This is a genomic window from Methylobacterium sp. Leaf123, from assembly GCF_001423405.1.
GTDB lineage: Bacteria > Pseudomonadota > Alphaproteobacteria > Rhizobiales > Beijerinckiaceae > Methylobacterium.
The window spans coordinates 343,978-359,209 of sequence record NZ_LMNS01000012.1 but is presented as its reverse complement, the minus strand read 5'-3'; the positions used below and the strand labels follow the sequence as shown (position 1 = coordinate 359,209).

The window sequence follows — 15,232 nt, the reverse complement described above, 5'->3', positions numbered from 1 at the left end:
ATTCGGCAAGAGCGCCCCGCGCGTCGGCGACTGGGTGGTGGCCATCGGCAACCCGTTCGGCCTCGGCGGCACGGTGACGGCGGGCATCGTCTCGGCCCGCGGCCGCGACATCGGCGCCGGCCCCTACGACGATTTCCTTCAGATCGACGCGCCGATCAACAAGGGCAATTCCGGCGGCCCGACCTTCAACGTCAACGGTGAGGTCGTGGGCGTGAACACGGCGATCGCCTCGCCGTCCGGCGGCTCGGTCGGCCTCGCCTTCGCGATCCCCGCCGAGACGGTGCAGACGGTGGTCGATCAGCTCCGCAGCGACGGCAAGGTGGTGCGCGGCTATCTCGGCGTGCAGGTCCAGCCGGTGACCAAGGACATCGCCGACGGCCTAGGCCTCGACAAGGCCAAGGGCGCGCTGGTCGATCACGCCGAAAACGGCACGCCCGCCGCCAAGGCCGGCCTGAAGTCGGGTGACGTGATCGAGTCGGTCAACGGCGCCCCCGTCAACGACGCCCGCGATCTGTCGCGCCGCATCGCCGGCCTCAAGCCCGGCACCGAGGTGAAGCTCGCCTATCTGCGCAACGGCAAGAGCGACGTCGCCACGGTCGAACTCGGCACCTTGCCGACCGACGCCAAGGTGGCGAGCCGCGGTGACAGCGCATCCGGCGGTCAGCCGCGCCTCGGCCTCAGCCTCGCACCGGCGAACGAGGTCGGCCTCGGCGACGAGGGCGTGGCGGTGATGGAGGTCGATCCCGAGGGCCCGGCCGCGTCCAAGGGCATCACGCAGGGCGACGTGATTCTTGATGTCGCCGGCACCAGCGTTTCGAAGCCCTCCGACGTCCAGGCGCAGATCCGCGCCGCCGAATCGAACGGCCGCAAGGCGGTGCTGATGCGGGTGAAGAGCGCCAAGGGCCAGACCCGGTTCGTCGCCGTGGCCCTCGGCAAGAAGGAGGGCTGATCCCCTCGCACATCGCGGCGGGGCCGCATGGCCCCGCCGATCGCTCTGCATCTCCTCCCGACTTCGCGCCCGCTTCCCGAGCGGGCGTTTTTTACGGTCTCTCGCTCTGCGCTCTGCAGGCGGCATGTCACCGAATGGCCGGAACAACGCGGTCCGCCACACTCGGTCTTACGACAAGCGTCGATCGAATTCGCAGCAGGCTGCACGGCTCTCAAAACGCTCCCTCAGGTTAACTGAGCATCCTTAGGTCAACTGTTTGATATTTATGCACAACTGCCGCCTTTCCAGGCTGCCAACATCGTATGTTAAGAGCCCGGAAAGACATCGCCCGGCACAACGAGACAACATTTGTTTTCTCGACGGCGGCATGATGAAAATCGGTATTCGCACGCGCCTCTACGGCGGTTTTTCTGCATTGGTTGCCTTGTCCTGCGGTATGGGGGCATTCTCCTACACGCAGCTCGACAGTCTCGACGAGATGTTCCGTGCACGGGCTCAGCTCGAATCCGCAGCGAGAACTCTCTACACCATCAACGGCCTGTCCGACCGGCTGATTGGTCAGGCTGCCCAGTACAGGCTGACCCAGGCGCCCGACTACACTACTGGAATGTTCGCATCGCTGGATTCGATCCGGCAGGGCTCCGAGAAACTCATCGCGAGCACACCGAGCGCGGAGCGGCGCGCGGCCTATGAGCGGCTTCGGGATCAGTCCACCGATCTCGGCAAGGCGCTGCCGAAGCTGGTCGAGCTCGGCGCGCAGATCCGCGAGAACCGGGCCGGCGTCTACGCCAACGGCGACGACCTGACCAAGGCCTCGGGCGTCCTCGTCGCCCAGTTGCGCGCCACGGGCCAGGATGAGGTGATCGCTCAAGCCGTGGAAGTCGAGCGCACGCTCCTCCTGTTCCGCATCATGAACTGGCGCTTCCTCGCCACAAAGGATCCGAAGGGCCGTGCTCTCTCGGCCAACGCTTTCGCCAACGCCGAGGCGGCGCTGGCAAAGCTGAAGGCTCTCGATCTCACTGCCGCCGACAAGAAGACGGCACAACTCGTCGGCGAGACCCTGAAGCGCCTCAACACGAGCATCATCGCCGCCTCCCAGGCCATCGTCGAGAGCGAAGCGTTCTTCGAGGAGACGCTGAAGCCGCGGGTGGATGGCATCAACGCGACGGGCCTGTCGGTGCGCAGCAAGCTCGAGACGGCGCTTCAGGACGGTGTCGAGCAGAGCAACGCCCTGATGACGCGGGCGAAGACCGTCCAGCTCATCCTGCTCGGCCTGATCCTGGCCACGGGCGCCGCATTGGCGTTCCAGATCGCCCGCAGCCTGATCCGCCCGATCTCGGGGATGACGACGGCGATGAGCCGCCTCGCGGCGGGTGAGACGGCCATCGACGTGCCGTCTCGGGACGCGGTGGACGAGATGGGCCGGATGGCCGAGGCCGTCGAGGTGTTCCGGCAGAACGCCGTGGCCCGCATCGAACTCGAAGCGGAGCGGGTGGCCCAACAATCCGCTCGCCAGCGCCGGGCCGATCGTGTCGATGGACTGGTGCGCGGTTTCGAGGAAAAAATCGCCGCCTCCATCGCCATCGTGACCTCGGCGGCGACCGAACTGGACAGCACCGCCCGATCGATGACGAAGGTCGCCGACAACACCAACGGGCAGGCGGTCGCCTCCAGCGCCGCGGCCGAGGAAGCCACCGTCAACGTACAGACGGTCGCCGCAGCGGCCGAAGAGATGGTCGCCTCGCTCAGCGAGATCGAGCGGCGCGTCCAGCAATCCAACGACGTGGCGGGTCATGCCAGCCACGAGGCCCGGACGACGACCGACTCGATGAGCCATCTCAGCCGCGCGGCCGAGAAGATCGGCGAGGCGGTGACGATGATCTCCGGGCTCGCGAGCCAGACGAACCTGCTCGCCCTCAACGCCACCATCGAGGCGGCGCGGGCCGGCGAGGCGGGGCGCGGCTTCGCCGTCGTCGCCACGGAGGTCAAGGAACTCGCGGCGCAAACCGCGCGCACCACGGAGGCGATCTCCGATCAGGTCAGCGCGATCCAAACCGCCTCGACCCAGGCACTCGGCGCGATCCAGCAAATTGGCCGGACCATCGTCTCGGTCAACGACATCACCGCCTCGATCGCGGCGACCGTCGTACAGCAGACCGCCGCGACCAACGAGATTGCCCGCAACGCCTCCGAAGCAGCCCGCGGCACCCAGGACGTATCGATGAGCGTCGCGCAGGTACAGGCGCTGTCGAGCGAGACCGGATCGGCCGCGCAGCAGGTGATGATGGCCTCGTCCGAGCTCTCGACGCAGTCCGAGAACGTGCGGCGCGAGGTCGAGGACTTCCTCGCCGCAATCCGGGCCGCCTGACGGCCCCGCCGAGCGGACGGATTAGCGGTTCACCCGTCAGCGTCTACCAACGGCCGGCTCCGCCACGGGGCCGCACGGGGCCGCACGTTGCCAAATGAGACGCACGGACCCTGAAACCGGTGCCGCCCGCTTCCATCACAGCCTCTTCGGTCGGCTCGCCCTCGCGGCGGCCCGGGCTGCGTCGGGTCGCGACCTCAGGGCAGCGATGATCGTGGCTCTGACCGCCTGCGCCGCCCATCCGGCCATCGCCCGTGCCGATTCGCTCGCGGCAGAGAGCCCGCGCATCCCCGAGCCGATGGTGTTCGACCTGCTGCGACCGCTCGGGGCGCGGGCGGGGGAGCGCGAGGTCAACGTGCTGGCAGTGCGGCCGCTGCGCCGGGGATCGACGGATTGGGCCCCGGAATTCGAATACGCCTACGCCGACGGCCAGTCGTTGGAACTGGAGCTTCCGTTCGAGAACGGACGCCTGACGCAGGTGAAGTTCGCGCTTCAAGGTACCTTCGGCACGGGGGCGGGCGGGCGCTGGATCCACGGCTGGCAGTATATCGGCCAGGTCGAGCGCGGCAGCGCGACGTTCCGCAATTCCCTGCTCTACCTCTCCGGATACCGCTTCGACGCGCGCTGGAGCATGCTGAGCATGGCCGGTTTGCGACAGGTCGGCCTGCGCCAATTCGGGCCGACCTCGCTGCTCCTCAACCATTCCGTTTTCTACGATGTCGATCCGGAGACGGTGCTCGGGCTCGAGGTCAACCTGCGGCAGGACATTGCCGGGGACGACCGCACCCGCGCCCTCGTCATCCCGCAGATCCACCGCCGGCTCTCCGAACTGACGAGCCTTCAGGCCGGCCTTGGGGTCGAGTTCCGGACGAACCGTGACGCCGGGCTCGTCGCGGCCCTGCGGCTGATCCGCGAGTTCTGAGGCCACCCCGCGCCGCCAACGGACCCGGCCGCGGCCTTTCGGGTTCTTCCGTCAGCGGGCACGCGGCAAGAGGAACACGGGCATGGCGAGCGTCGAGGCATCGGGCACCTTCGCGATCGGCGGGGATCTCACCGTCCACCGGCTCGGGTTCGGCGCCATGCGCGTGACCGGCGCGGGCATCTGGGGCGATCCGCCCGACCGGGACAAGGCGAAGGCGACCCTGCGGGCGGTGCCCGGCCTCGGGATCGATTTGATCGACACCGCCGACAGCTACGGCCCCTTCGTCAGCGAGGATCTGATCCGCGAGACGCTTCATCCCTACGAGGGCCTCGTCATCGCCACCAAGGGCGGCCTGACGCGGCATGGGCCAGACATCTGGCGGCCGGTGGGCAACCCCGATTACCTGCGCCAATGCGTGCTGATGAGTCTGCGGCGCCTCGGTCTCGAGCGGATCGACCTGTGGCAGCTCCACCGGATCGGCCCGGACTGTCCCCGCGAGGTACAGTTCGAGGCCATCGCACGGATGCGGGAGGAGGGGTTGATCCGCCATGTTGGCCTCTCTGAGGTCTCGGTCGACGACATCGAGGCCGCCGAGACCTTCTTCCCCGTCGCGACCGTGCAGAACCGCTACAATCTCGTCGATCGCACCAGCGAGGCGGTGCTGGCGCATTGCGAGCGGCACGGCATCGGCTTCATTCCCTGGGCGCCCCTCGACAAGGGAGCGCTGGCCGGCCCCCGTTCGGCCCTGGAATCGATCGCCGGGCGTCTCGGCGCGAGCGGCGGCGCGGTGGCGCTGGCATGGCTGCTGAAGCGCTCGCCGGTGATGCTGCCGATCCCCGGCACCGGCGATCCCGGCCACCTTGCCGAGAATGCCGCGGGCGCAACGCTCACCTTGAGCGAGGAGGATTTCGCCATCCTCGACCAAGCGGGCCGCGAGGCCTGGCAGGGCGCCAGCGCGTGACGTGCTGGCGCGCACCTTGCACCGAACTGGCGACGGAACCGGGCAGGGCCTGGGCCTTTCCGTTCCGGGCGCCGACACGGTGCCGGACAGGAAGATCGACATGTCGTCAGCCGGCCACCTCGCACGCCCCGGTTTCCTCGGTGGCTTGGTCGCTGGCGTGGCGCTCGCCGGCCTCGCCTCCCTGCCGGCGGAGGCGCGCACGAGCTGGGTCTCCGGCACCTACGTCTATGCCGACCTCTGCACGATGCCCGCGGATGGCGCGCAGGCCGGCCGGCGCATCACGCTCAAGCGTTGGCCCAAGGGCGACAACCTCGTCTACGAGGGGGCGGGCCTGCCGGCCCCGATCGAAACCGCGGTCTCGATCGACGACAGCACCAAGGATGTCGCCTTCCACCTCGAGACCAGCGCCGGTCTCGTCAGCTTCCGCGGCACGGCCGGATCGGATGCGCTGGTCGGCACGCTGCACGGGGCCGACGGCTCGCAGCCCCTGCGCCTGAAGCGCATCTTGCGCGCCCGGCCTCAGGCGACATGCCCCGGCGAGACGACCGGCTCGATCCACTGAGCCGCCGCGCCCGAGCCTCCCGCTCGAACCCCTTACGCCTCTTGCCCGGCAGCGGCGTCCCCGCTTGTCGCCGCCCGCCATTGACGGCGCGAGACGCTGGCGCAAGTGAGACGCCGGGGGCGGAGACGAGGCGACGACCATGGGCGGGACGAAGCGCAGCTACCGGATCGCGGTGATCCCCGGCGACGGCATCGGCAAGGAAGTCATGCCGGAGGGCGTCCGGGTTCTGGAACGGGCCGCCGCCCGTCACGGCTTCGAGATCGTGCAGGACTGGTTCGATTTCGCGAGCTGCGACTATTACGAGGCGCACGGGCGGATGATGCCCGAGGATTGGAAGGCGCAGATCGGCGGCCACGACGCGATCTTCTTCGGCGCCGTCGGCATGCCCGAACGCGTGCCCGACCACGTCTCGCTCTGGGGCTCGCTGATCCAGTTCCGGCGCGAATTCGACCAATACGTCAACCTGCGCCCGGTGCGCCTGATGCCGGGCGTGCCGTCACCGCTGGCCGGCCGCAAGCCCGGCGACATCGATTTCTGGGTCGTCCGCGAGAACACCGAGGGCGAGTACTCCAATGCGGGCGGACGGATGTTCGCCGGCACCGAGCGGGAATTCGCGGTTCAGGAATCGGTGTTCACCCGCCACGGCGTCGATCGCGTGCTGAAATTCGCCTTCGAGCTGGCGCAGAGCCGGCCCAAGCGTCACCTGACTTCGGCGACCAAATCGAACGGCATCTCGATCACTATGCCGTTCTGGGACGAGCGGGTGCGGGCCGTGGCCGCGGGCTACCCTGATATCCGTTGGGACCAATACCATATCGACATCCTGACCGCGCATTTCGTGCTGAACCCGGACCGGTTCGACGTGGTGGTCGCCTCGAACCTCTTCGGCGACATCCTCTCCGATCTCGGGCCAGCCTGCACCGGCACCATCGGCATCGCGCCCTCGGGCAACATCAATCCGGACCGGCTCTATCCGTCCGTGTTCGAGCCGGTGCACGGCTCGGCCCCCGACATCGCCGGACAGGGGGTCGCCAACCCGATCGGCCAGATCTGGTCGGGGGCGATGATGCTGGAGCATCTCGGCGAGCGGGCGGCGGCCGCCGAGATCGTCGCCGGCATCGAGCGGGTGCTCGCCGAGCAGACATTGCGCACGCGCGACCTCGGCGGCACCGCCGACACGCAGGCCTGCAGCCGCGCGGTCGAACAGGCGCTGGGCTGAGGCTGCGATGAGACCCGTCGTCGTCACCGTCGCGATCACCGGCTCGGTCGCCCGCAAGGCCGACAACCCGACCGTGCCGATCACGCCCGCCGAACAGATCGAATCGACCCACGCCGCCTACGAGGCCGGCGCGGCGCTTGCACATATCCACGTCCGGGGAGACGACGAGAGCCCGTCGCTCGATCCCGAGCGCTTCGGGCGGGTGCAGGAGGGGATCCGCCGGCATTGCCCGGACATGATCGTGCAGTTTTCGACGAGCGGGGCGGGCCCCGATCCAATGGAGCGGGGCGCCTGCTTGATCCATAGGCCGGACATGGCCTCGCTGACCACCGGCTCCGTCAATTTCGGCGACGGGATCTACGAGAACCCGGCCGCCTCGTTCACGGCGCTGGGCTGGCGGATGCGCGAGGAGGGCGTATACCCGGAGATCGAGGTGTTCGACCTCACCCATATCCACAATGCACGCCGCCTAGTGGACGAGGGCGTAATCGGCGCGCAGCCCCATCTGCAGTTCGTCATGGGCATCCGCAACGCGCTGCCGCCCGACCCGCACCTGCTCGACATCCTGCTGGCCGAGACCCGGCGCCTGCTGCCGGGCGCGACCTGGGGCGCCTTCGGCATCGGCCGCTTCCAGAGCCCGGTGATGGGCTGGGCCGTGTCGCGGGGCGCGCAGGGCGTGCGCACGGGCCTGGAGGACAACGTGCGCCTCTCCAAGGAGCGGCTTGCCGACGGCAATGCCGACCTTGTCCGTCTGGCCAGCCGGATCTGTGCCGAGCACGGCGCCCGGCCGGCGACGCCGGCCGAGGCGCGGGCGATTCTGGGCCTTGGCTAAACCCAAGGCGTCGTCCCGAAAGGCGGCTCTCGCCTCTCGGGACGACGCAGTCTCGCGCCGATCAGGCCAAGGCGGGGCTCGTCTTGCGCCCCAGAGCCTCCTCGACGGTGCCGTCGCCGTCGAGATAGCCGTGGCGCTTCGGGTTCGGCATCACCAGCGAGGCTGCGAACGAGATCGCGAGCATCACGGCGACGTACCAGAAGAAGCTGCTCTCCGCGCCGACATGCTTGAGCCAGAGCGCGACCGCCTCCGCCGTGCCGCCGAACAGCGAGTTGGCCAAGGCGTAGGACAAGCCGACACCGAGCGCACGCACCTGGGTCGGGAACAGCTCCGCTTTCACGATGCCGCTGATGCCGGTGTAGAAGCTGATCACCACGAGCCCGATCATGATCAGGCCGAAGGACAGGACGGGGTCGGTGGTGGTGCCGATCGCCGTCATCAGCGGCACGATCATCACCATCCCGATGCCGCTGAACAGCAGCATGTTCGTCTTCCGGCCGATCCGGTCGGAGAGCCAGCCGAAGAAGGGCTGGATCGCCATGTAGGCGAACAAAGCCACCGTCGTGACCTGCGAGGCGGTCACCTTGTCCATACGCGCCGTGTTGAAGAGGTATTTCGGCATGTAGGTCGTGAGCGTGTAAAACGACAGCGACCCACCGGCCGTATAGGCCAGCACCACGGCGAAGGCCCGCCAGTGCTTGAGCAGGCCGGAGAGGGTTCCGGCCTCCTTCGAATCCTTGTTCTCCGCACTCATCGTCTCGGAGAGCGAGCGACGCAGGAACAGGGCGACCACCGCGGCGAGCGCACCGATGACGAAGGGGATGCGCCAGCCCCAGGCCGTGAGTTGCTCGGCCGTGAGCAAGCTCTGGAGCACGACGAGCACCAACGAGGCGAGCAACTGGCCGCCGATCAGCGTAACGTACTGGAACGAGGCGAAGAACCCGCGCTGCCCCTTGGTCGCGACCTCGCTCATGTAAGTTGCGCTGGTGCCGTACTCGCCGCCGACGGAGAGGCCCTGCACCATGCGCGCGATCACGAGGAGGACCGGCGCGAGGTGGCCGACGGTCGCGTAGGTCGGCAGTAGAGCGATGGCGAGCGAGCCGCCGCACATCATCAGCACCGAGATCATCAGCGAGGTCTTGCGCCCGAGACGGTCGGCGATGCGGCCGAACAGCCAGCCGCCGATGGGCCGCATGAAGAAGCCCACCGCGAAGACCGCAGCCGACTTCAGGAGCTGACCGGTGTCGTCGCCCTCCGGGAAAAAGACGGGGGCAAAGTAGAGGGCGAAGAAGGCGTAGCAGTAGAAGTCGTACCACTCGACGAGATTGCCCGACGACGACCCGACGATGGCCATGATGCGTCGGCGGCGGTCGGCGGCCTCGTCGAGCGGCGGCGCCGCGGCGCTGGTTTCCAGCATGCGTTTCCCCTGATGATCCGGCCCTCGAGCGGCCGTGAGCCCTTATAAAGGACTGTATGCAACCGAGACCGGCCAAGCGCCGACGCGATATGCGGCCATTCCATGACAGACCCCAGGGAACGTTGCGCTCTCGCGTCGGATCGTTCGGTTCGATCAGGCCTTCGTCCGGGGATGGCCGCCGCAGCTCGGCCTTCCGGTTTCGGAGGAGAGCGGGCCAGCGCGGCATGATCGTCCGCTCAAGAGCGATATCCTCGCCTTCGTTGCAGTTCTTCCAAACACATGATGGGTTTTCTCGGGAGCGGTTTCGGACTTGACCGTACCCGAACGCGCATTCCCGCGCTTATCCCGAAGAACAACCGGACAGGTCTATACCGGGAACGGTTTTCCGGCGGTTGCCGTTGCGTCCCCGAATTCAGCGCCAATTCGGCGACTGAGAAAAGACGGGGACGGAACATGACGAAATTCTTTCGCAGTACGGCGACGGCAGCGATCCTGATGTTGGGCGCGGCGACCGCACTCGCTCAAGGCGGCGGCGCCGGTGGTGCCGGCGGTGGCGGTGGTGTGGGCGCCGGCGGTGCTGGTGGTGCCGGCGGAGGCGCGGGCGGAGCAGCGGGAGGAGGCGCTGGCGGTGTGGGCGGCGGTGGAGCACGGGGCGGTGCGGGCGAGGCCGGCGGCGCTGGCGGTGCCCGTGGCGGCGCCGATGTCGGCGGTGGTGCCCGTGGCGGCGAGAGCGGCGGGGCGGCACGCGGCGGCGAGGGAGCCGAGCCGGGTGCCCGTGGCGGGCGCGAGGGCGGCCCGGCCCGCGGCGAGCAGCCGAGCGAGCGCGGCAACCGCGAGTCCGGGCAGAATGACCGCGGCGGCGCAGGTGAGCGCGGTGGACGGGACGGGCGTGACGGTCCGGGCGAGCGCGGCGGGCGGGATGCAGCGGGTGAACGCGGTAGCGCCGGCGAGCGAGGCGGTCGCGGGGGTGCCGTCGAGGCGCGCGGCGCTTCGAAGAACCTGAGTTCGACGCAACGCAGCGAGTTCCGCCAGTCGATCACCCGTTCCAGCGTTCGCGCCGTCACGAACGTCAACTTCGCCGTTCGCGTCGGCACGGCGATCCCGCGCTCGGTCTCGCTGCACCCGCTGCCCCCGGCGATCCTCTCGGTGGTGCCCGCCTATCGCGGCCTGCAGTTCATCCTCGTCGGGGACGACATCGTCATCATCGATCCCGACACCTACGAGATCGTGGACGTGATCCCGGCCTGATCCGGATCGACGGCACGACAGGGGAGGCGGCGGAGCGACGGCTCCGCCGCCTCTTGTGCTTGAGGGGAATGCTTGCGGAACAGGAGAGGAACGTCTAGGCTGTTCGTGCTTTGTTTTCAACGAATCTGCGGCGCCCTCGGCCCGCGGTCGACAGCAGGTGCCGCATGCTGACCCGCAAACAACTCGAACTGCTCCAGTTCATCCAGCAGAGGATGCAGGAGAGCGGCGTGCCGCCGTCCTTCGACGAGATGAAAGACGCGCTGGACCTGAAATCCAAATCCGGCATCCACCGCCTGATCATGGCGCTGGAAGAGCGCGGCTTTCTCCGCCGGCTGCCGAACCGGGCGCGGGCGATCGAGATCCTGCGCATGCCCGACATGCCGGCGGCCAAGCCCGCCTCCTCCGAGCCGCGGCGCTTCACGCCGAGCGTGGTCGAGGGCGGCCTTTCGACCAAGCCCGCCGCGCCGAAGCCCCCGATGCTTCAGGCCCATGACGGCAAGGGCCAATCGGTGATGGTGCCGGTGATGGGCCGGATAGCCGCCGGTGTGCCGATCTCGGCCATCGAGAGCCAGAGCCACTCAATTTCGATGTCCCCCGACTTCCTGGCTGGCGGCGAGCATTACGCGCTGGAAGTGCGCGGCGATTCGATGATCGAGGCCGGCATTCTCGATGGCGACCTCGTGGTGATCCACAAACAGGAGACCGCCAATAACGGCGACATCATCGTCGCGCTGATCGACGACGAGGAGGCGACCCTCAAGCGTTTGCGCCGCCGCGGCTCGTCGATCGCGCTGGAAGCCGCCAATCCGGCCTACGAGACCCGCGTGCTCGGGCCCGATCGGGTGCGCATCCAGGGCAAGCTCGTGAGCCTCGTGCGCCGTTACTGAGGGTTCTCGGAGGGCGGCGGGTCTAATGGATCCGCCGCACTTGAATCGTTGAGCGTTTGGGACTCCGGCGGAGTTGCCGGCGTCGCCGCGCTGACAGGCCGAGGCTGCCAGGGCTTCGGCTGACCGGCCCCGCGTGCGGTGACGATGTCAGGTCCTGCCATTCCGAGGCGGATCGCGGTGGCACCCCGCGCCGCCAGGAACGTCCGGTCGGCGATCAGCGGCGCAGCGCAGCCCGGCGGGGCACGCAGGCGACTGATGAGAATGTCGGCCCGGGCGCAATCTTCGGCGAAAGCGCGCTTGTCCGTGACCAGGGCGACGGTGCGCCCGTCCACCGCGGTGAGGGTGCAGCCGATCCGGTCGCAGCGTGGCCCCGCGGCTCCGGTCGCAGCCTCCGGACGGCGCCCGTCGCCATCGGCCTTCAGCCATTGTTCGAGCACGAAGCCGGGCGGGCGCCCGAGGACGACGAGGCGCCCGTCCTTGCCGCGGACCGCGGCGCCGGCTCCGTCGCGGTCGATGTAGATGTCGTACCGGATCGGGCTTGCGGCGAGGGCGACGCCAAAACCCGCCGGCACGAGGGCGAGGAACCGCAGCCGCGAAATCGGAAGCGTCGCCATCAGCAGGGCAATGGCGAGCAGTGCGAAGGCGCCCGTTCCGAATGCGGGGAGCACGACATTGGCCTGCCCGAACCCGGCGATCCAAGCGGAGATTTCGAGCATGCCGCGCACCGCAAGCCCCATCAACCACCAGACTGGACGGTCGAGGGCGAAGGGGTAGGCCAGCATCCCGAGCACCGCTGCGGGCATCACCGCGAGCGAGACGAGCGGCAGGGTCAGCGCATTGCCGACCAGGCCGAAGGGCTGCACGGTCTGAAAGTGGTAGGTCGCGAACGGCGCGGTGGCGAGCTGCGCCACCAGCGTGGTGGCCAGCGTTCCGACCACCGCCTTCGCCACCCAGGATGCGGCCCGCGCGATCCGGGACGGGCTGTCGGTTCGGAACACCCGCCCGTCGATGAGTGGTGCGCAGGCGATGAGGCCGGCCACGGCGCCGAACGACATCTGGAAACTCGGCCCCAGCAGCGCCTCCGGCTCGCGGGCGAGCGCCAGGATGGCCGCCAGGGCGAGGTTGCGCAGGCTGAGCGCCGGGCGATCGACGAGGATCGCGCCGAGCATCACCAACGTCATGATCAGCGCCCGCTCCGCCGCGACGTCCCAGCCCGAAAAGGCGCAATAGGCGGTGACGCCCAGCATCGCCACGCCGGCCGCGATCTTCTTGATGGGCCAAGCGAGGGCCAGCACCGGCACCAGCGCGAGTCCGGCCCGCACCAGCCAGAACACGACGCCGGCCGCGAGCACCATGTGGAGCCCAGAGATCGAAACGACGTGATAAATTCCCGCCGCCCGCAGCACATCGTTGGTCTCGTTCGAGATCAGCCCACGCTTTCCGGTGACGAGGGCCGCCGCCACCGCGCCGGCCTGTCCGCCGATCGCGTCGGTGATGCGGCGGGTGAAGGCATTGCGGGCCGCGTCGATGGCAGCGGTCAACCGCAGCGGCAGGGCCAGCGGCTCGGCCGGGGGGCCGATTTCGACCTTGCCGACCAGCGAGCCCACGGCGCCGATTCCGCGAAAGTAAGCGTCGCGCGCAAAATCGTAGCCGCCCGGTCGCACCGCCTCCGGCGGTGGCAGGAGGCGGGCGGTGGCGCGAATGGCATCACCCGGCTTCACCGCCTGCGCGGCGCGATAGGAGACTCGCACCCGGCGCGGGCGGCGCTCCGCATCGAGATCGCCGAAGCGCTCGACGCGCACGATCAGTCGGGCGCCGCCCTCGCGCTCGTCGAGCCCTTCGACGAGGCCGACGAGCGGCGCGATGGTGACACGGGTCAGGACCGGCCCCGCCACGGAGGCGACCCGCCAGACGCCCGCCGCGAAGCCGAGAAAGAGCGCGGCGAGGGCGAGCATCAGCGCGAGCGCAACCGGGCGCGCCCGCAGCAGCGGTGTCACCGAAAGACACAGCCCCGCCGCGATCAGCGGCGCGGCGAGGGACGGCTCTCCATCCGTCGCCGTGAAGAAGACGAGAATGCCGGCCCCGAAAGCGACGGCGAGCCAGGGGAACAGTCGCCGCTGCTCGGCCTCGCGGGCGATGCTGCCGCGAAACCCCTCGAGCGTGGCCTGCCAGAGCTGCGTGGGGGCGGGGAGGCGACCGGCGAGGAGGGCCGGAACGGCCCCGCGCATCGCCCTGCCGCCGCCCCCCGCCATGCGCCCCCTGCCATGCCCCGCCGCGCTCCGAGACCTGCGATGCCCGCGCGACGGGCAGTCGTGACGAATTCTTAACGCATCCGCTCGCTCGTGCTACACGCCCGCCGAGACCGGCCGCAGCCGCACGCGCGCCATCCCGCACTTTTTCAAGAAGAAGCTTCCCAGCAGCCGATGTCGTCACCGGTCGTCACGCGCTTTGCGCCCTCACCCACGGGCTTCCTGCATATCGGCGGAGCGCGCACGGCTCTGTTCAATTGGCTCTACGCCCGCCGCTTCGGCGGGCGGATGCTGCTGCGCATCGAGGACACCGACCGGGAACGCTCGACGCAAGGGGCGATCGACGCGATCCTCGACGGGATGCGCTGGCTCGGCCTCGATTGGGACGGGGAGGTGATCTACCAATTCGCCCGCGCCGAGCGGCACCGCGAGGTCGCCGAGAGCCTGCTCGCCTCGGGCAACGCCTATCACTGCTACGCCAGCGCCGAAGAGCTGACTCAGATGCGCGAGACCGCCCGCGCCGAGGGCCGCGCCCCGCGCTACGACGGCCGCTGGCGTGACCGCGACCCGTCCGACGCTCCTGCGGGCGTGAAGCCTGTGATCCGGCTGCGTGCACCGAGCGAGGGCGAAACCGTGGTCGAGGACGCCGTGCAGGGCCGCGTCACATGGGCCAACCGCGATCTCGACGATCTCGTGCTGCTGCGCTCCGACGGCACGCCGACCTACATGCTCGCCGTCGTGGTGGACGACCACGATATGGGCGTCACGCAGGTGATCCGCGGCGACGACCACCTCACCAACGCCGCCCGCCAGAGCCAGATCTACCGGGCGCTCGGCTGGGACGTGCCGGCCATGGCGCATATCCCGCTCATCCACGGGGCGGACGGCGCGAAGCTGTCGAAGCGCCACGGCGCGCTGGGCGTCGAGGAGTACCGCGACCGCGGCTACCTCCCGGCGGCGCTTCGCAACTACCTCGTGCGGCTTGGCTGGAGCCACGGCGATCAGGAAGTGTTCTCCACCGAGGAGATGATCGCCGCCTTCGATCTGAAGGCGATTGGCCGCTCGGCAGCGCGGTTCGACTTCACGAAGCTGGAAAGCCTCAACGGGCTCTATATCCGCGGCAGCGCCGATTCGGTTCTGGTGGATGCGATCGACGCGATCCTGCCGGCTCGCGGCCCCGAGCGCGGCCTGCCGAGCAAGTTGACGCCGGATCTGCGCGAAAAGCTCCTGTCGGCGATGCCCGGCCTGAAGGAGCGCGCCAAGACCCTCGTCGAACTCCTCGACAGCGCCTACTACCTCTACGCCCCGCGTCCGCTCGCCCTCGACGCCAAGGCCGAAACCTTGCTCGCAGGCGACGCGCCGGAGCGGCTGCGGGCGCTCCTGCCGGCGCTCGAAGCCCTGCCGGAATGGAACGCGGCGACGACGGAGGCTGCGGTGCGCCAGTTCGCGGACGTTCAGGGGGTCAAGCTGGGCCAAGTCGCCCAGCCCCTGCGGGCGGCGCTGACGGGACGTGCCACCTCGCCGCCGGTCTTCGACGTCCTGGCCGTGCTCGGCCGCGACGAGGCACTGGCTCGCCTCCGGGATCGCCTGCCGGCCTGACGCCGGGCCACGCGACGGATCT

The 15,232-nt window shown here is 69.2% G+C and carries 12 protein-coding genes; 10 read left to right on the top strand and 2 right to left on the bottom strand.

All coding sequences use genetic code 11. From position 1 onward, the window contains the following. The 7 genes from ASF53_RS11325 to ASF53_RS11295 form a co-directional block, all read left to right on the top strand. On the top strand, positions 1-949 hold a 949-nt coding region (locus ASF53_RS11325; RefSeq protein ID WP_156635529.1), incomplete at its 5' end, for a PDZ domain-containing protein. A gap of 436 nt (positions 950-1,385) precedes the next feature. Further along, positions 1,386-3,317: a methyl-accepting chemotaxis protein gene (locus ASF53_RS11320; protein ID WP_056197969.1), complete on the top strand. Its 1,932-nt coding sequence runs from the start codon at positions 1,386-1,388 to the stop codon at positions 3,315-3,317. 94 nt (positions 3,318-3,411) lie between these two features. After that, a complete protein-coding gene (locus ASF53_RS11315) occupies positions 3,412-4,236 on the top strand; it encodes a hypothetical protein (RefSeq protein WP_286134335.1) in 825 nt (274 codons plus the stop codon). A gap of 82 nt (positions 4,237-4,318) precedes the next feature. Continuing rightward, complete coding sequence (locus tag ASF53_RS11310; RefSeq protein ID WP_056197964.1) at positions 4,319-5,197, top strand: aldo/keto reductase; 879 nt, start codon at positions 4,319-4,321, stop codon at positions 5,195-5,197. Between the two features lie 100 nt (positions 5,198-5,297). Then, positions 5,298-5,759, top strand: a complete 462-nt coding sequence (locus ASF53_RS11305) for a hypothetical protein (protein ID WP_056198457.1) — start codon at positions 5,298-5,300, stop codon at positions 5,757-5,759. A gap of 139 nt (positions 5,760-5,898) precedes the next feature. Next, a complete protein-coding gene (locus tag ASF53_RS11300; protein WP_056197961.1) occupies positions 5,899-6,978 on the top strand; it encodes a tartrate dehydrogenase in 1,080 nt (359 codons plus the stop codon). 7 nt (positions 6,979-6,985) lie between these two features. Beyond that, a complete protein-coding gene (locus ASF53_RS11295) occupies positions 6,986-7,810 on the top strand; it encodes a 3-oxoadipate:acetyl-CoA acetyltransferase (RefSeq protein ID WP_056197959.1) in 825 nt (274 codons plus the stop codon). Between the two features lie 61 nt (positions 7,811-7,871). Here ASF53_RS11295 and ASF53_RS11290 read toward each other — a convergent pair whose 3' ends face one another. Next, a complete protein-coding gene (locus ASF53_RS11290) occupies positions 7,872-9,227 on the bottom strand; it encodes an MFS family transporter (protein WP_056197957.1) in 1,356 nt (451 codons plus the stop codon). Between the two features lie 453 nt (positions 9,228-9,680). Between ASF53_RS11290 and ASF53_RS11285 the strand changes: the two genes are divergently transcribed. Continuing rightward, positions 9,681-10,475, top strand: coding sequence for a DUF1236 domain-containing protein (locus ASF53_RS11285; RefSeq protein WP_056197955.1), 795 nt, complete (start codon positions 9,681-9,683; stop codon positions 10,473-10,475). 164 nt (positions 10,476-10,639) lie between these two features. Continuing rightward, positions 10,640-11,362 (top strand): transcriptional repressor LexA, encoded by a 723-nt coding sequence (lexA, locus tag ASF53_RS11280; RefSeq protein WP_056197952.1) that lies wholly within the window; start codon positions 10,640-10,642, stop codon positions 11,360-11,362. Here the strand turns inward: lexA and ASF53_RS11275 are convergent. Then, entirely contained in the window at positions 11,356-13,614 is a 2,259-nt protein-coding gene (locus tag ASF53_RS11275; RefSeq protein ID WP_056197949.1) for a ComEC/Rec2 family competence protein, read from the bottom strand. The genes lexA and ASF53_RS11275 overlap by 7 nt on opposite strands. Positions 13,615-13,785: 171 nt before the next feature. Here ASF53_RS11275 and gltX point away from each other — a divergent pair, with 171 nt between their 5' ends. Further along, on the top strand, positions 13,786-15,210 hold the full coding sequence (gene gltX, locus ASF53_RS11270; protein ID WP_056197947.1) for a glutamate--tRNA ligase: 1,425 nt from the start codon (positions 13,786-13,788) through the stop codon (positions 15,208-15,210). Positions 15,211-15,232 lie beyond the last annotated feature (22 nt).